This window comes from Coleofasciculus sp. E2-BRE-01 (genome assembly GCF_040221695.1).
Classification (GTDB): Bacteria; Cyanobacteriota; Cyanobacteriia; order Cyanobacteriales; family Coleofasciculaceae; genus Coleofasciculus.
On the sequence record NZ_JAVKEA010000243.1, the window covers coordinates 1 to 17,630 of the forward strand.

Annotated in this window: 16 protein-coding genes; 8 read left to right on the forward strand and 8 right to left on the reverse strand. The window is 44.6% G+C overall.

The window, feature by feature from the left end; translation table 11 throughout:
• Window positions 1-280 precede the first annotated feature (280 nt).
• Together RIG66_RS33000 and RIG66_RS33005 are read right to left on the reverse strand one after the other, a co-directional pair.
• A complete protein-coding gene (locus tag RIG66_RS33000) occupies window positions 281-1,225 on the reverse strand; it encodes an NAD(+) kinase (protein WP_446384262.1) in 945 nt (314 codons plus the stop codon).
• A 244-nt stretch (window positions 1,226-1,469) separates the two neighbouring features.
• On the reverse strand, window positions 1,470-2,549 hold the full coding sequence (locus tag RIG66_RS33005; protein WP_446384202.1) for a hypothetical protein: 1,080 nt from the start codon (window positions 2,547-2,549) through the stop codon (window positions 1,470-1,472).
• A 312-nt stretch (window positions 2,550-2,861) separates the two neighbouring features.
• Between RIG66_RS33005 and RIG66_RS33010 the strand changes: the two genes are divergently transcribed.
• On the forward strand, window positions 2,862-3,179 hold the full coding sequence (locus RIG66_RS33010) for a DUF3082 domain-containing protein (protein ID WP_446384204.1): 318 nt from the start codon (window positions 2,862-2,864) through the stop codon (window positions 3,177-3,179).
• Between the two features lie 101 nt (window positions 3,180-3,280).
• Here RIG66_RS33010 and RIG66_RS33015 read toward each other — a convergent pair whose 3' ends face one another.
• From RIG66_RS33015 to RIG66_RS33025, 3 genes are all read right to left on the reverse strand, one after another.
• Window positions 3,281-4,258: a cysteine synthase A gene (locus tag RIG66_RS33015; protein WP_446384206.1), complete on the reverse strand. Its 978-nt coding sequence runs from the start codon at window positions 4,256-4,258 to the stop codon at window positions 3,281-3,283.
• A 109-nt stretch (window positions 4,259-4,367) separates the two neighbouring features.
• A complete protein-coding gene (locus RIG66_RS33020; RefSeq protein WP_446384208.1) occupies window positions 4,368-4,550 on the reverse strand; it encodes a hypothetical protein in 183 nt (60 codons plus the stop codon).
• Window positions 4,551-4,632: 82 nt separating this feature from the next.
• A complete protein-coding gene (locus tag RIG66_RS33025) occupies window positions 4,633-5,271 on the reverse strand; it encodes a peroxiredoxin (protein ID WP_446384209.1) in 639 nt (212 codons plus the stop codon).
• Window positions 5,272-5,507: 236 nt separating this feature from the next.
• On the opposite strand from RIG66_RS33025, the gene psbU reads away from it, so the two are divergent.
• From psbU to RIG66_RS33040, 3 genes are all read left to right on the forward strand, one after another.
• Window positions 5,508-5,963: a photosystem II complex extrinsic protein PsbU gene (gene psbU / locus RIG66_RS33030; RefSeq protein WP_446384211.1), complete on the forward strand. Its 456-nt coding sequence runs from the start codon at window positions 5,508-5,510 to the stop codon at window positions 5,961-5,963.
• A gap of 203 nt (window positions 5,964-6,166) precedes the next feature.
• On the forward strand, window positions 6,167-7,843 hold the full coding sequence (gene nadB / locus RIG66_RS33035) for an L-aspartate oxidase (RefSeq protein ID WP_446384213.1): 1,677 nt from the start codon (window positions 6,167-6,169) through the stop codon (window positions 7,841-7,843).
• Between the two features lie 251 nt (window positions 7,844-8,094).
• A complete protein-coding gene (locus RIG66_RS33040; RefSeq protein WP_446384215.1) occupies window positions 8,095-8,961 on the forward strand; it encodes an NAD(P)-dependent oxidoreductase in 867 nt (288 codons plus the stop codon).
• Window positions 8,962-9,242: 281 nt separating this feature from the next.
• Here the strand turns inward: RIG66_RS33040 and RIG66_RS33045 are convergent, their stop codons facing one another.
• Window positions 9,243-10,103: a hypothetical protein gene (locus RIG66_RS33045; RefSeq protein ID WP_446384217.1), complete on the reverse strand. Its 861-nt coding sequence runs from the start codon at window positions 10,101-10,103 to the stop codon at window positions 9,243-9,245.
• 279 nt (window positions 10,104-10,382) lie between these two features.
• On the opposite strand from RIG66_RS33045, the gene psb34 reads away from it, so the two are divergent.
• Complete coding sequence (gene psb34, locus RIG66_RS33050; RefSeq protein ID WP_006103939.1) at window positions 10,383-10,553, forward strand: photosystem II assembly protein Psb34; 171 nt, start codon at window positions 10,383-10,385, stop codon at window positions 10,551-10,553.
• 229 nt (window positions 10,554-10,782) lie between these two features.
• Here the strand turns inward: psb34 and RIG66_RS33055 are convergent, their stop codons facing one another.
• Window positions 10,783-11,022: a helix-turn-helix domain-containing protein gene (locus tag RIG66_RS33055; protein ID WP_446384219.1), complete on the reverse strand. Its 240-nt coding sequence runs from the start codon at window positions 11,020-11,022 to the stop codon at window positions 10,783-10,785.
• A 73-nt stretch (window positions 11,023-11,095) separates the two neighbouring features.
• Between RIG66_RS33055 and RIG66_RS33060 the strand changes: the two genes are divergently transcribed.
• Window positions 11,096-11,245, forward strand: coding sequence for a hypothetical protein (locus RIG66_RS33060; protein ID WP_446384221.1), 150 nt, complete (start codon window positions 11,096-11,098; stop codon window positions 11,243-11,245).
• A 31-nt stretch (window positions 11,246-11,276) separates the two neighbouring features.
• Window positions 11,277-15,851, forward strand: a complete 4,575-nt coding sequence (locus tag RIG66_RS33065; RefSeq protein WP_446384223.1) for an SMEK domain-containing protein — start codon at window positions 11,277-11,279, stop codon at window positions 15,849-15,851.
• A gap of 89 nt (window positions 15,852-15,940) precedes the next feature.
• Here the strand turns inward: RIG66_RS33065 and RIG66_RS33070 are convergent, their stop codons facing one another.
• Window positions 15,941-16,819: a transposase gene (locus tag RIG66_RS33070; RefSeq protein ID WP_446384225.1), complete on the reverse strand. Its 879-nt coding sequence runs from the start codon at window positions 16,817-16,819 to the stop codon at window positions 15,941-15,943.
• A gap of 657 nt (window positions 16,820-17,476) precedes the next feature.
• On the opposite strand from RIG66_RS33070, the gene RIG66_RS33075 reads away from it, so the two are divergent.
• Window positions 17,477-17,608: a hypothetical protein gene (locus RIG66_RS33075; RefSeq protein WP_446384226.1), complete on the forward strand. Its 132-nt coding sequence runs from the start codon at window positions 17,477-17,479 to the stop codon at window positions 17,606-17,608.
• The last annotated feature ends 22 nt before the right edge of the window (window positions 17,609-17,630 follow it).

The following is a 17,630-nucleotide window of genomic DNA, read 5'->3' on the forward strand; positions in this document are numbered from 1 at the left end:
ATGGCATCGCCAGAATGTAGCTAGTACGGTTTGAGCTAGTATCATCCTGATTCTCTTTGAGCGTGATAGTGTTCAACAGCATTGCTTTGGGAAGCCTCCTCTCCTCTACAATGACTGGTATTCTATTTTTCCGCAAGTCCCTAAAGGCGGATTTGGTATTAGTCTCAAAATTCAATCGGGGCGGGTTTAGTCACATCTGGGTTAGATCAGAAACGATAGGAGTAAAACCCGCCCCTACACATTCAAAATTCAGACGTAGCATGAGGAGTCTCTACATCAATTAATGTCGGTGATTATTACTGTAATGAAATCTCGCCCCCGCCCACTGGAGTTTTTCCCGTAAAGTTTTATAGTAAGAACTATTTTCGCGGAGAACAATAAACTTAGCATAGCAATCTGCCTTACGCACATCCACCCGTTGTCCGGGCCAAATCGGGGTTGCCATTACCCCATCCATCCACAGCTTGGTGTTGAGTTCATAATCGCCGAGGGGCCAAATGCTGACAACAGAACCCGCAGGTAGGACTAAGGGACGACTAGATAGACTTAAAGGACAAATCGGTGTCACCCCGATCGCTTCCATGCCATCATGGAGAATTGGACCATTGGCAGATAAGGTATAGCAGGTGGAACCGGTTGGTGTGGAGACAATCAATCCATCCCCTTGATACTGATCAACCACTTCCCCGTCAATTTCCATTTCCAGAATCGAGGTAATCATGCGATCGGCTGAGGCGGGTTTGATGCACATTTCATTCAGCGCCAAATAGCGATCGCTGATCGGTTCGAGATTAGTACGTGTGGCAAAGCTATCCTGGCGGGAATCCCCTTCAAACAAAAAGGCTTCGATCATCATGCGTCGCTGCACAGCATAGCGATCTTCGATAATCCGATCCCATATCCGTTCGGTATCCTTGAACGCCTCAAAGGGTTCTGTCAGAAATCCTAGATGTCCACCAATATTAATCGCCAAAATCGGGATACCGGCGGGGGCGAGGTGTCGTGCGGCGGCTAAGGCTGCGCCATCCCCTCCCAGCACCACCGCCAGATCAATGTTGTGCATCACGGATGCCAAAAACACAGGATAGGGATTATCCTTAGCACTACTCGGTCCAATCAGGACATGACAACCGCGTTTTTCCAATTGCCGAGCGCATTTTTCCGCCCAAGCTTGACCTTGGGAGTCTCTGGCTTTGTGGGCGATAATCACTTGTTTTAGCTGCACGGTGACCTCGTTACTGACGTTTGAGAGATGTCCTCGATGGGAAAGCGATCGCACTCCGGCTATCGGTCTCAATTATCGATCCTTGTGGTCTGCTGATCAGAACCGGGGAATCGAAATAACTTTAATTAGCGTAGCGCAGCAACACCAGGAACCCAATTCAGTAATCGATCCAATGGTAAACTCCCAGAAAAATGTAACACAGAATACTAAAATTTCTGCTCGATAACTTATGACTTTTAAACAACTATCCAAACCGTTCTAACAATTGCTCACGAGAAAGGGTAATCAGCAGGGACGTTAACTCTTGAGGAGGTAACTGTAACATCGGCGCGATCGCACTCGACAATTCCTGATCCAGTTCACCAAATCGTACTCTGAGAAAGTTTTCTACGGTTTCTCGCCTTCTTTCGGATAAGGTATCGTCTCGCCTAGAGACATCCCCAAACCAAATTAACAGTTCCTCACGAGAAAGGTTAAACAACAGACGAGTCAACTCTGGAGGGGGTAACTGTAACATTGGCGCGATCGCATCCGATAATTGTTGATCCAGTTCGCCAAATCGCACTCTGAGAAAGTTTTCCGCCATCTGCCGTTGTCCTTCAAGCCTGCCTTCTTGTAAGGTTTCTTCCTGCCATTTCAAATAAGCGGGTGATAAGTTCATAAGCAACTCCCTATCCTGTTCACTTAAATTTTCGCTCTCGTTGACAGTGATACGCCAGTTCGCCAGAATCTCCAGAATAGTCTGTCGAAATGGGTTTTGTTGTGGCAGTGCAACCAACTCATCGATCGCTCGCCTCTGAGTTCCCCTTTTTCCCAGAACCCTTAACCAAAGTGTATCTTCTGTAACTGGGAGTTGGTTAATCGCGATCAATGCACTCTTCTGGAACTCCGGCAGAAAATACACTCCTTCCCCCCAGTTTTCTGACTCATTTAGTCTCGCACCAAATCCGTCCAACAACCTTGTCGAACAAGAGGGCGAGAGAATCCATAAATTGGGCCAATCTGCTTCTCGAAACGAAGTCCCTTCTCGTCTGGCTTTACGCCGCATTTCGCTACGGACTGAATTTAACTTACTTTGGCAGTCAAGTACCTCTGATGGACTCGGTGCATTCCGGAAAGGCTCCAACAGACAAGCCGTTGCTGCCATGCGACCCAGTAAACCCAAGTTTTCCGGTGCTGTCGATGGCGAGGGCGTTGGCACAAACCAAACATCGACTTGGCGGATTTCGGGGGATATTTCGCGACTGGTTTCCACACTTCCCAGAGGTGCTAATAATTCCTCTAGGTATTGTTTAGCAAATTGATCGTGAGGCTTTCGCGTCATTCGATTTTAGAGGTTAGATTGTGGATTAGGGTCTATTTTCGCCTAATTTTGTCCCACTTCTTGATTAACTTCTCTCCAAGTTCCTTTAACTTAATCTGAATTTCGCCAAATTGGACGCCAGGAAATAAATTTCCGGCTTAAAGCTAAAGTAAGCTAAAGCTTACTGGGTAAGATATTGATGGCAAAGTTTAGTTTGATTTAGCCACAGAAAGCAATGGCTAAAGCCTCGGCTGGCGAAGACAGCGCAACGAGGAACCTGTGTTAATTCGGTGACATTCACACTAAGATCAATTACAAAAGGACATTAGACTTATGACCACTAATCCTGATAACCAACCCACGACTACCGAACAAACACCGCCGAGTCCCTTAAACTGCTTGGCTTCAGCCTTGATATCGGGTTCTCTGGCGATCGCGGGATACTGGCTGACAACCGCTATTGCACAATCCTTGGCGAATAAACCCCTACCCTCTGGGAATGTGACGGCGATTAATATTGCGATCGCGGTTCGTACCTTAGTTGTTGGTATCAGTACTCTCGCCACGGCTGTCTTTAGTCTCGTGGCTGTTGGCTTGGTGGCTTTAGCCATCCAATTGACAGTGCAACGCTTCACCCAAGGGACAAAATGATTGCTTACTGATCAACTCCTGTCTAGAGGTTGACAAATTAAAGAAAATATGTATTGTAGAGACGTTGCATGCAACGTCTCTACAGATTTAATCATGTACCGCTAACGTTCAGGTAACAGCCCCTTTTGCGCCAACCACTCCCGATTATAAAGCCGCGATTGATAACGCGAACCACTATCACAAAGCACCGTCACAATCGTGTGTCCGGGTCCCATTTCTTTGGCTAAGGCGACGGCTGCACCGACATTAATTCCCACAGAACCGCCCATGAATAAACCATCTTTTTCCAGCAGTTGGTAAATCACCCGCACGGCTTCTTTATCATCAATTTGAATCGCATCATCAATGGGAACCCCTTGCATATTGGCAGTAATTCGGCTGTTGCCAATCCCTTCTGTAATAGAATTCCCTTCTGTGTTAATTTCGCCCGTCTTCACGTAACTGTACAACCCACTTCCCATCGGGTCAGCCACAATCGATTTAACCTGGGGATTCTTTTCTTTCAGGAACATAGACACCCCAGCGAATGTTCCCCCTGTCCCTGTCGCCGCCACCCAAGCATCCACTTTACCATCGGTTTGTTGCCAAATTTCGGGTCCCGTGGTTTCATAATGTGCCTGTCGATTGGCTAAATTATCAAATTGATTTGCCCAAATTGCATTCTCCATCTCTTCGGCAGTTCGTCCCGATAGCTTAACGTAATTATTGGGGTCTTTATACGGTACAGCCGGAACCGGACGCACTTCGGCACCTAGCGTCCTTAATGCATCCATTTTCTCTTGGGATTGAGTTTCGGGAATGATAATTAGGCACTTATATCCCTTCGCGTTGCAAATATGCGCTAAACCAATACCCGTATTACCCGCCGTTCCCTCGACAACTGTACCACCAGGCTTGAGTAACCCTTTGTCTTCAGCATCTTGAATAATATAGAGGGCGGCGCGGTCTTTGACAGAACCGCCAGGATTAAGAAACTCAGCTTTTCCCAGGATTTCACAGCCTGTTTCTTCGCTGAAGCTATTTAATCGAATTAGAGGGGTATTCCCTACTGTGCCGACAAAGCCGTCTTTAATATCCATTTGCTCTAGGAGTATTCTGCTCTAATTTTTAGGTTTACATCCTCTCCCAGTTGGAAACACGGGGGAATGTAAAGTTTTATGTAGGGGCGGGTTTCACCGTTATCGTTTCTTACCTTACCCCGATGTAACTAAACCCGCCCCGATAAAGTGCCAGCATTAATTCCCCTATCTTCCCTATTTTTCCCTGTTCACCGAGAAGGGCGGGTTTAGTCAAGTTATGAGTTTGTACCAAAACCTTATCGGTAAAACCCGCCCCTACAGGAGGAACTCCCCCTGCTCCCAGACGTAGCATGCTACGTCTCTACACCGCTCCCCCTGCTTCCCCTGCTTTTTAACTATGGAGTGAGGGCTGCGCCACGCCACTACCTTAACCGTTACTTGTTGGGTTGAGGGGTCATCCGCAGGTAAGGCTTGACTTCGGTGTAACCTTTGGGGAATTTTTCTTTTAAAACCTCTGGGTCTTTCAGAGAAGGGACAATCACGCAGTCATCTCCTTCTTTCCAATTCACGGGAGTGGCAACCTGATGGTGATCCGTAAGCTGTAGGGAGTCAATCACCCGCAAAATTTCGTCAAAGTTGCGACCGGTGCTGGGAGGATAGGTGATGGTCAGACGTAGTTTTTTCTGGGGGTCAATGACAAAGACGGTGCGTACCGTAACACTAGCATTGGCGTTGGGATGAATCATGTCATACATATCCGACACCTTTTTATCCGCATCTGCCAAAACTGGGTAGTTGACGGTCGTATTCTGGGTTTCGTTAATGTCCTGAATCCAACCCTGATGAGACTCCGCATCGTCAACACTCAAGGCGATGACTTTAGCATTGCGCTTGTCAAATTCGGGTTTGAGCTTGGCAACCTCGCCTAACTCTGTGGTGCAAACGGGTGTATAGTCGGCTGGGTGGGAGAATAAAACGACCCAGCTATCCCCTGCCCAGTCATAGAAGTTGATTTCACCTTCACTAGAGGATTGCGTGAAGTTGGGGACAGTATCGCCTAATCGCAGAGCCATAGCTAATTTCCTGATTCTTTCGTCAACAGAGACAATTTTTAATCTTCCCACAAAACCCCGGTTTTCCGGTAGACTTTTAGAACTATTTAGCATTTTTCATAATTCTGGGCGGATAAGCGCCTAAACTCTTGAGGTAGGGATAGATAAGATGAGAGGATAGAAAACAAAAGTTAAGGTAATCGAAGAGGGGCAGTTCTGTCTTGGTCTTCAATGTGTCTGAGTAAGGAGGAGAGTTAATGAAACGATTGGTTCATTTGTTAGTGGTATGGGGACTGTTAGTGAGCTGCTTAGGATGGTTGGGTTTCTCCCAAAGCGCGATCGCAGCACCAATGTCCTGGACTCCAGGCGTGTCTTTGAGTAACGCGATCGCGAATGGGTCACCGATGTTACTGGCTGAGACGACTCTACGCAATCCAGCCGATGCCAAGCTGGAAACAGAGTATGGTCAAAAGCTGGATTTGAACAATACTCATATCCGAGCGTTTCGCAAGTATCGGGGGATGTTCCCGACATTAGCATCATTGATCATCCAGAATGCTCCCTACGACGATGTAGAGGAAGTGCTGGAGATTCCCGGATTGACTGATCGCCAAAAACAGATCCTGCAAGATAACCTGGATAATTTTACGGTGACTGAGACAGCGGACGTTTACAACGAAGGTGACGACCGCTTTAATCCCGGCGTCTACTAAACTCGAATAATTTCGGAAATTCCTAGTTCAACCCACTCCTGTTGGGGGTGGGTTGTTTTTTACACAAGGGTGTTATTAAGGCAGAAGGCAGATGGCTCCAGGGATGAAACAGCGTGTAGAGACGTTGCATGCAACGTCTCTACATCACCCTTAGATGTAGATTCCCATGTCTGCTAAAGTATTTGACTATATTTCGACTCACTATGATTTCTGTTCCTGACAATTCTCAATCGCCACTCCATCAGCCAACTCAGTTTGATGTTGTGGTGGTAGGTGCTGGCGCGGCTGGACTTTATGCCGCCCTCTGTCTACCGGATACGTTAAATGTTGCACTGATAACTAAAGATACTCTATCCATCGGTGCCAGTGACTGGGCGCAGGGCGGTATTGCGGCAGCTATTGCCCCCGGAGATTCCCCAGTGTTGCATGTTGAGGATACACTTCGGGCAGGGGCGGGGCTTTGTGACGCTGATGCTGTGGAGTTTCTGGCTCAACAAGCGCCCGATCGCATTCGCTCGTTAGTGGAGATGGGGGTGACGTTTGATCGACGGGGGGAGCAGTTAGCGTTAACCTTAGAGGCGGCTCATTCTCGTCCCCGGGTTCTCCATGCGGCAGATACCACGGGGCGGGCTGTAGTTAGTACGCTTACTGCCTTAGTCTTGCGCCAATCTAATATTACGGTGCTTCAGCAGGCATTTGCTTTATCTGTCTGGCTGAATCCTGAAACAGGTCATTGTCAGGGTGTCCAACTCATGTATCAAGGTCACATCAGTTGGATACGGGCGGGGGCGGTTGTCCTGGCGACAGGAGGCGGCGGTCAAGTTTTTGCCCAGACGACGAATCCCGATGTCAGTACCGGAGATGGAGTGGCGATCGCATGGCGGGCGGGTGCGATTCTCAAAGACTTGGAATTTGTCCAATTTCATCCCACGGCTTTAACCAAACCGGGAGCGCCTCATTTTCTGATCAGCGAAGCGGTGCGGGGAGAAGGGGCACATCTGGTGGATGATCAGGGACACCGTTTTGCCTTTGAGTATCATCCTGATGGTGAACTTGCGCCTAGAGATGTGGTGAGTCGAGCGATTTTTAGTCATTTACAGAAAACTAAACCTGATCCAGCCACCAGTCATGTCTATTTAGATTTACGCCCTATTCCCGATGATCGGATTCGCCACCGATTTCCGAATATTATTCAAGTTTGTCAGCAATGGGGAGTTGATGTATTTCGGGATATGATTCCTGTCACCCCCGCCGCCCATTATTGGATGGGGGGAATTGCTACAGATTTAATGACGTGTACCTCTATTCCTAATTTATATGCCGTGGGTGAAACCGCGAGTACGGGTGTTCATGGTGCGAATCGTCTAGCCAGTAATTCGCTATTGGAATGTATTGTATTTGGCGCTCAGTTGGGAGAATTAACACCCGATCAGTCTGTCTTGAATCAGGAATTAGCTTCTATTTCTCCCTTAACCTTATCCGATGAAGCCACGAAAACGGATAAAATGCTGGCGATGCAAGATCAGTTAAAACGTTTAGTCTGGCAAAGTGCTGGGATTTGTCGATCTGCACAAAAGCTAGAACGTGCGATCGCGCAGGTGGAAGTCTGGCAGTCCGAATTGGCTGCGTTGCCCTTAAGCCAACAGTTACGGAATTTAACACCACAGAAGACGGTTCAACTTGATATTCCAAATGCCGATTACCTGGTGCGAACGTGGGGAGAAACCTCTAACTTATTAGATATAGCTTATTTAATTTTTAAAAGCGCTCTGTTTCGGACAGAAAGTCGTGGCGGACATTACCGCTTAGATTATCCTCAACCTGATCCGAATTGGCAAATGCATACACTCGTGCAAGAGGAGCGTTGGTGGAAAGGGTAAATGTTTTATGTCTTAAATCTAAACGACAAGAGGGCGGGTTTTGTTGATAAGTTATCGGTATACCCGTCAATTAAATGGCTAAACCCGCCCCTACAGATATAATTTTTACCTTCTGCCTCCTACCCTCCTACCCTTCGACCTGTCTTATGTTCAGAAATAAAGAAATCCCTCAACAGATAGGTGTCAGAATTAAAAAATGGGTGCAAGATTGCAGGGGAGTGTTTTGATGTTGTCAACCCCAAAACAAATACATGGTTAAGGTAGGATTTCTCGGTACAGGATTAATGGGACAACCCATGGCGCAACGGTTACTGGATGCGGAAATACCCGTCGTGGCGTACAATCGCACATTGTCTAAGCTAGAACCTCTAAAGGATTCAGGTGCCGAAACGACTGATTCGGCGGCGGATGCGATCGCGGCTGCCGATTGCGTTATTTTAATGTTGGCAGATGCTGATGCAATTCGACAGGTAGCCCTATCTGATAGTTGCCAAGAAGCATTAAAAGGACGCACCGTGATTCAAATGGGAACCATTTCCCCCAGACAAAGCCAAGATATTCAAAATCAAATCGTAGCCGTCGGGGGTGAGTATCTAGAAGCGCCTGTATTAGGGAGTATTCCTCAAGTCAAAGATGGCAAGCTGCAAGTTATGGTAGGGGCGTCTAAAGATCAGTTTCAAAAATGGCAAGAGTTACTCAAAAATTTTGGAGAACCCCTATTAATGGGTCCCGTGGGAACCGCCGCCGCCACAAAGTTAGCCTTAAATCAATTAATTGCCGCCTTAACCGCCGGGTTTGCCCTCAGTTTGGGATTTGTGCGGCGTCAGGGGGTGGATGTAGACAAGTTTATGGAACTGCTGCGAGACAGTGCGCTGTATGCACCGACATTTGATAAGAAGTTAAATCGGATGCAAGACAGTAATTTTGCTGATCCCAACTTTCCCCTAAAACATTTACTTAAAGATATTAATTTATTCCTTAGTGAGGCAAAAGCAGAAGGATTAGATGCGAGTAGTTTGGCGGGTGTGCGCCAGGTTGTTGAAAAGGCGAAAGACGCTGGGTTAGCGGATGAAGATTACTCTTCCTTATATTCGGGAATTAACCAGACATTGGGTTGAATACAGCGTTTTCAAACTCGATGTGATACACCCAAACAAGAGCAGAACAGAGTTGTCCTAGAGTTACTGTACTACACCGTGTTAGAAAGTGCTGTATCTAAAGATGTTATACAGGGGCGGGTTTTTCTACTATCATTTTTTATCGCGCCCGGACGTAACTCAACCCGCCCCGATGATATCATGTCCCAACGATTGCCCATAATTGCAATGCTGCAATAACAGGGGTTTCAGGCGTTTTTATTAGGGGTGTTTGACCGGACATGATATGATGCTAAAATTTATCAAAAATAGCGTTCCGTTCCTGGAATATGACCAAAAATTCGTTTTGAATAGTCTCGAAGTTCTGCATTATCGATGAGTTTTTGGTATTGTGGCTCATCAGCAAAGACTTTCCATCGGTTAAGAATATCCATTTCAGCCGCTTTCCCCCGAAATGCAATTCCGTCGAAAGAGCTCCCACCACCTTGACCTTTTACATCATTAAAACCTGCATCAGAAAACTTGATATTAAGTTGCTTTGCTAATTGCTGGCGATAGTCCACATCGATAAACCACTGATTATAATTAACCACGATTTTATTATTTTTCAAGAACTGCGTTTCTCCCAAGAATTCTTGAGCGTATGATATCCACAGTTCAACTAATGTTCTATCAAGACATTTTACCTTCATATATCCCTTTTTAAATCGGCTTGCCAGCATATTGAAGGGATCTCTTAAGATAATCACGTCGTATTTGATTGCACTTTCGCCCAAGTACAGTTCACTTTTTTTGTCAAACTCCTTGTCAGTGATTTGCTCAAGCGCATGATCTTCATAGCTATAGATTAAACAGTCTTTTTTGGTGAAATTACCTTTGGCTTCCTGTTTTAATTTTTCTTTGGGATAATGTTCATACAAGAAACGGTATGGATTCCTTTTTACGGGAATCTTATTCAAATGCCATACTTCACCGTGGTGTTGTTTTCTGATCCAGTTGATAATGGCATGATTTCCACTCCGTTTTAAGCCAACTACTCTAATTTCCTTTTGATTAACTATTTCTGACGGACTCACGTTGTTGGATAAGTGTCTGATTGTATCCTCGACACGGTAACCCATATTTCGTTTCAGGCGGCGAAGCCTGTTCAGTGTGTTGTCCATCTTTGCAGTAGAACGGTGAATCTAACTGTGGCTGATCTATCTTAGCAGACGCAAAGTTCAGTCTTTTGATGAATGGTAATGGAGAAGTTCTAGGGGAAAACTGTCTGTGATGGAGTTAAGTCGGTATTATTGCCTAGGCGTATAAGCCGGGTAGCTTTTGATAAGCTCATCTTATGAAAAGCAGAACAAGATCCTATAGCATATCTATTGCTTTTCTGTAAAGACCTTCGTTAAAGTTATAAACAACAGAGAGAAAAAACACAGAGGAGAAAGATTCAGATGTACACCACAATCAACCAAGATGGACAACTGAACAACTACGCGATCGAAACCCCTGTATATTATGCTGAATATCCCAATAGTGAGCAACAGCGTCGCTATGCTTTTCAAGGGGCGTGCGCTATTCTATTCGTCAATGTATTACTTCTGACAGCACTAGCTGTAAGCTAAAATTTACGCCTCATCCACCTGTCGTTAACCCAAGATAATTGTATCCCAAAATTATTACGGGTAGCGCCAGCAAATAACGTTTTTTAAGTCCTCCTAACCCTTGGGATTTGGGATAACTAAAAGCCTTGCTTCGGCAGGACTAGAAGAGAGCCTCAGTTGCAAAATCCACGACTATTAAGGTACTGGTAGAAATTTACCGATGGTTTCCTAGTTCAAAAACCTGAGTAGTTCACTTCACGTCATCAGGAAGATCATCAGCAGACATTCCGGCTCTTTGCATTAGCTCAATCAGTCGCTTGATTTGAGGAAGCGAAAACCTAATTTGCCTTTCCCCCGTCTCGTGGCGTCGGATTGTTCTGCTGGTTGTTCCTAATTCCTGAGCTAACTCTTCTTGAGTCATACTCAGATGTTGGCGTAACAGTTTGAGAGTTGCCCATTCAAGGTTGCTATTTAAATTATCGTTTGCCATTTTAAGGTATCAGCTTAGTAATCCCAGTTCGCGAACCCAAATAAATTGTCGGGGCGGGTTTAGCCGCTTAATTTTGGTATCTACCGATAACTTATCAACCCAACCCGCCCTTTATCATAGATTGGCTGTGGACTATGTGTTAGAACTAGAGGAATATCGCCTGCCCAATCGAGTCCATGGAACTGTTGCGATCGCAAAACCGAATCAATACATTAATGTCTAGCTTTGTCACTCAGGTCAAGGGTGCTACAGCGATGACACGAACCGATATAAATAAAGTAGCGGAAACGTTACTAATTCCTCTCTTCTCTGAAGTATACGGTTATACCGATCTCCAAAATCTGAATGATACAGAAGGAAGTAACTATCCAGGAATCGATTTGGGAGATGAGAGGGCAAGAGTGGCGTTTCAAATCACCTCAACATCCAACAGTGAGAAGATTAAAAAGACCCTGCGGAAGTTTGTTGAGTACAAGTTTTATGAGAAGTATGACAGGCTAATTATCTATATACTAACGGAGAAGCAGCAGTCTTATTTTGGCAGGGGGTATGAGGAAATTATTCAAAATAAGTTTACCTTTGACAAAGGCAAAGATATTTGGGATTACCGGGATATCCTCAAAGCCGTTGCTAACCTCCAAGTTAATCAAGTTCGACGAATTGAAGCCATTTTAGAAGAAAACTTTGGCGAAGAGAGAAGACTGACTGAATGGGAGGTTGTGGATAAGGTTGAGCAAACTATCAGCGAATACACCCAGTTATTTGTAGGGCGCGAGGAGGAACGCCAGAAATTAGCCAGATTTTTGCAGGAAAACTCCAGCGGTTTATTCCTCGTAACGGCTCCCGCAGGTTTTGGGAAAACAGCACTGCTGGCTAACTGGGTTAAAGAATGGCAGCACAAAGATTGTGATATTGCTTACCATTTTTTCAATGAGATAACTCGCTCTGTCGCAAGTGGCTATCGGAATCTAATCCGACAACTTGATGCTGATAATGAATTTGCTTATGATCTATCATCTAACAATAAAGATGACTTACGCAAAATACTCTATAACGTCTTAAGAGCAGGGAGACAAACAGAAAAGCCTTTGATTATTGTGATCGATGGCTTAGATGAAGCCGGAGAAACGTTTCTTCCTCCTTTCCCCAATCCTTTGCCAGAAAATGTATTTGTAATTGCTTCAGCGAGAGCAGAGGAAGGACAAGATCAAAAATACTTAGAAGGCTGGACAGATAACTGCAAACCGTTACATCTTGAGCGTTTGTCTAAGAGTGCGATCGCGCAATGGTTAAGAGAAGCGGGCAATGTTGAATTAGCAGGATTTGCAGACGATACAAGCTTAGTGAGCCAACTCGATAAAATCACTGATGGCTTTCCACTTTACCTTAGTTATCTGATTGATGACTTATGTCATCATGCGCCCAAGCATATACAGAATATTCAGGAATTGTTGGCACAGACACCTAAAAGTTTTGAGGCGTATGTGCAGCAACAGATAAAACGCTTAGACGAACTCGACTTACCAGATGAACGGTGGCAGTTTTTTGCACTATTGGCAGTAGCGAAAGGCGCACTAACTAAAGAGGATATTAAAGCCGTGACAAAAATGCGCGATCGCCAATTACGGCAGATGCATTTGTGTTGGCAGGTAACGCGCTGGATAAGAATTACAGCCGGAAATAGTTATGCTTTTGCTCACCCATTACTTGGGACAACGTTTACTGCACATTTAGGTGACGATGCTGAGGATGCTTGGCAAAAATTGATCAACTATTGTAGCCGTTGGCAAGAACATAAAAGTTATTATGCCTTGCGGTATTATCCAGAACATTTACGGGAGAAAAAACGGTGGGAAGAATTGTATGCGATCGCACGAAATCCAGACTTTGCGGCTACCCAAGGCGAACAATTACCCAATGAGCCTGATTTGCCTTTGAAGACAGTACAGACTGCTTTGTTGGGTGCAGCTAATCAGGATGATGCGGGTGGGATGGCAAAATTTCTACTGCTACACGCACAGCGACTGAAGCAAATAATCGCACAAGAATCACCCCTGGAGGCGTTGCGGAAAGGCAGTCTACAAAGAGCATGGAAACTGGCGGATCAGTTTGAGATTGAACGCTGTATTTTATGGTATCTACTCTTAGCCTGGGAGTTAAAGGATGAGGGTAGATTAAATGATGCACGAGAGACGTTGGAGAAATTACAACAGAAGGATTTGCCGCGTTTTTCAACTAATCGGAATTGGCAAGACAGTTATGCCACATACTTCCTCGCGCAGGTTTTTGAGGTAAGTGAGGATACCTGTACTGTTCTAGCGCAAAAGCTTTTGTATAATCGCCCTTACCTGCTCACAATTCTTAGCAATCTCGGAAAATTTTCTGTTGCCCTTAAAATTGTGCAGGGGATTAGCTCCGAGCCAGAACAAGTGTGGGAGCTTCAAAGGATAGCAAAAGCGCAGGCAGAGCAAGGGGATAGAAAAGCAGCACAAGCTACCTTGATTCAAGCCATAAAAATTCTACAACATCCTGCTATAAACCTAGCATCTTGCTTGGATTTTAGAGGAACTGTAGCACAAGCGCAAATAGAGGAACTAGAGGTCAGAGAGGCAGCTAAAACTACTTTTGCCCATGTTCTTGAAATAGCCAATAAAATTCCAGATCAGGACTCTCAGCTGTCGGCTTTTATGGGAATAGCGGATAAGCAGAAAGAAGCAGGTATGTTTCCGGAAGCTCTCGATACCCTTCAAAGAATTGATCCGATGTGGAATCTAGAAAAGTCTTTGAACGCCAAGATTTTGAGAACTACCGCAGAAGTGGAAGCAAAAATAGGAAACGCAGACAAAGCAAAAGTCATATTTGCTAGTGCTGTAGAAAAGGCGCTTGGTATTCAAGACAAAGATAACCAAGTATTTGCTCTGTACCAGATAGTAAAAGCGCAAGCCAAGGTAAGAGAGTTTGCTGATGCCTGTGAAACAGCTAAAAAGATTGACAAAAGAATCCAGGGTTTACACAATCAAGCCAAGGCACTGCTGTATATAGCCTGGGAACAAGCTGATGTCAGTAAATTTCAAGATGCAATTGAGACGGTTGAAAAGATAGAGCCTGAATCAGACCAAGTTGAGGCTCTAGTAGAAATATTGAAAAAACAGGCAGAGGTAGAGGATTTTCATGGTGCCTTTGCCAGCGCAAGTAGAATTGAAGAGCCAAGAAGCAAGGCACAGGCTCTCAAAATAATTGCCATAGCCCAAGCCAAAGCAAAACCATTTACCGATGATGCAATTAAGACTCTCGAACAAATCAGCAATGAATCAGAGCAGAGTAAGGCGCTGCTAGGAATAGTCAAAGCCCAGGCAGAGGCGGGGAATTTCTCGGCTGCTGAGACAAATCAGAATAGAATTAAGGATGCCAGTGAACAGCAAGAAGCTTTAGCAGAAATAGCCAAAGCGTATGCAAATGCAAAAAACTTTGATGCTGCCTTAAAGATTGCTAAAAAAATAAAGAGTCAATGGCGTCGATGGACAATTCAAGACTCTGGCACAGAGAAATTTGATATTACACAGAGGTGGGAAGAAACTCTGGGTAAAATAGCCCAAATGCAGGTAAAAGCTGGTCAAAATGAAATTGCAAGATCTACTTTTGCGACTGTAATTAGTGAACCACATAAAATACATGAACCTTTATTTATGCAAGCAAAAACAATATTAGAGGTTGCAGAGTTGCAGGTAAAAAATGACCAAATTAAACTGGGGTTAGACAATATTAAAATTTCTCGCAATGTGAGAAAAATTATTGCTGATAAGATGCACAAATCGATGATCTTGGCATTAACCGCAAATACTCTGATAAAGGCAGGCAATATAAAAGAGGCAAAGGCTATCTTAAAAAATGCTTTTGAGATAGCACAATATATTAGTAATAATCGAGAAGACAAACGAACAGAAACTTTGACCATAATAGCACAAGTACAAGGAAGAGCAGATGATTTAGACGCCGCCTTTAAAACTTTAAGAATGCTTAAAATGCCAAGATTCGCAACTGATAAAGCTGAGGCTCTAAGAGTTATAGCGCAATTACAGATAGAGAGAGATGAACAGCAGAGAGAGAAATGGAAGACAATCCTCACCAACGCCTATAAATCCTTTGAAAATGCACCATCTTTTTTTTGCGACTGGAATAAGGTAAAAGTTCTGTGTACTATAGCGGTGGCACGAGTAGAAGTAGGAGATAAGGAAGCAGCATTAGCTACCCTTACCGAACTCTATGAGGCTGCACAAGCACAAGCCAGTCGGGAACGTAATAAGAACAAATCGACGACAGTAATACTAACAGCACAGAAGGATTTATCCACAATAGCAGCAGCCTACGCTGAGGCAGGAGAAATTCCCATGGCTCTGAAAATTACAGACGAAATTGAAGATGAATTAGAGCGGATAATAGCACTTTCAGAGATTGCATGGATTCAGTTTAAGAAAGGAGAAAAAGGGGAACTTTCCATAACCATCAGTGCGGCTCTTCAGAGTAAAGACAAGATTAAGAATGAACAAAAACAACTGAACGCACTTTGGATGATTGCCCAGATACAGACAATGACAGGACAGGTTGACAAGGCATTTCACACAGCAGAAAAAGTTTTGATTAATCGCAATCAACTTTTATGCCACATTGCTGCTATTCTTGTCCAACTCAAAGACAAAAATAACTTTAAACGCTTATTATTTTCCTACGCTTACAATATTGAAACTGCCTATCAAATGTGCGGATTAATAGCGCGACTATATCCCGAACAAGCAGAATCAGTGGCAAAAGCCATTACTGATTTGAATTAATTTAATTATGATAATTGAGGGCGAACGATATCCTCTCGCCCATACTCGCGATCGCACAAATTATTGCTCAATCCAACCTAACTCTTTGTTTACGTCTCATTCGCCTCTTCCCCCGCACTCGATTCTGTGTCCTCCAATTCCAATCCCGCCTCTGTAATCAATTGATTCGCCACAGATTCAAATGCCTTTAAGGATTGAGTTGTCACCGCCTGAACCAGAAGAGTACCTAGCACCTCAAGAGCTTCTATTTTTCCAATTAATTCCCTCAAGTTCTGCGGAATATCTTCAAACCGAAGTTCAAGAATACGGACAATATCTTCTTGTCGTCCTTGTTGTAAGCCTTTCTCCAATCCCTGCTCCAAGCCCTTCCTGATTCCGATTCGTTCAACGCTGGTAATGTAAGGCATTTTTCTCTCCTCTTCTAACGTTTGTATCTCTTGCCACAATCGATCCTCTTCTCTCTTCGGTAGGGCGATAAACCAATCGATTAATCGAAATAATTGAACGATATCCTCTCGCCCATACCCCCGCTCATATAAACTCTTAATCAGAGACAGCTTGCTTTCATATCCAACCCCAACATCTTTCCCGGCAACTTGGGCAGAAAGGTGCGCCTGTACTATCGCCGCCAATGGGTTTTGACTACTCGCAAGCTCATCCATACTGTAATCTAGCAGTTTCACCACTGGAAATTCCAGTATTGCCCGACACCCCCACAGTTCACGCTCATACCGACTGGGGCGCCAACCCGGTTGCTCCTCCCCGCTACGACGCCAAACTTTCACCAACTTATCCGCATCTCTCCTACCCGTTTCTGTCTCTCGCTTGATCTGTTGTAACTCAGTGTCTAAAAATTCAAATCCTCGTTTCCAATCGATGTCCTCTTCTATGCGTGGATAGAAAAAACTCAAAAACTCCCGAAAATATAGCGAAATGATTTCCTTCCATGGCGAATCATATTCGCTCATCTTAGTCGCTCCTCAATTCTTATCCTTGACCTGATTTAAGTGAATTTATTGTAATACAATTTGACTGATTTTTATGACCAGAATAACACTGAAAATTTGCATCAAAAATCGCCGAAACCTTTCATATACCGTAGGGTGGGTTTCGACTTCGCTCAACCCACCTTAATCCACGTCCTCAGGGAAATCATCGGCAGACATTCCGGCTCTTTGCATTAGCTCAATCTGATATACGATAAGATTGAAATTAGATGGCAAGGTATCCCGAACTGCACGGGGATGTATAGCTCGGTTGAGATACCGTGCGCCTGTCAAAGTCAAATACTTTCTTTTAAGAAGAATGTCATTGACTTAAGTCTGGTGGGCATTGCCCACCCTACTAGCTTGGCAAGCTTAAAACGGTGGTCAAGTATTTTCTCAAACCCTTATGGGAGTAGCGATCCAGAAAAATTTTACCCACAACTTTAAGCTTGCCAGCCTACTACTACGGTATATCTGGCTTATTTGATGAATTAGAATTACATCCAGAAACTGTAGGGGCGCATGGCGTGCGCCCATAAAATTGACAGGACTCTTGTGTTCGCCTCACTACAAAACGCGCAATCCGGGAAGCCTTGGAGGAAAAGCCCATAGTCCCTTACAAATGACAAATCGTAGATTATGGCGGGAGACTTCTCGCAGAATCAAGTTAAGGGCGCAAGCCTTGCGCCCCTACATGCATGGCATGACGATAACGGTAAAACAGTAGAGATGCGCCATGGCACATCTCTACCAGGGAATTCGGTAAAATGAACCATGAGTCCTTGTCACTCAA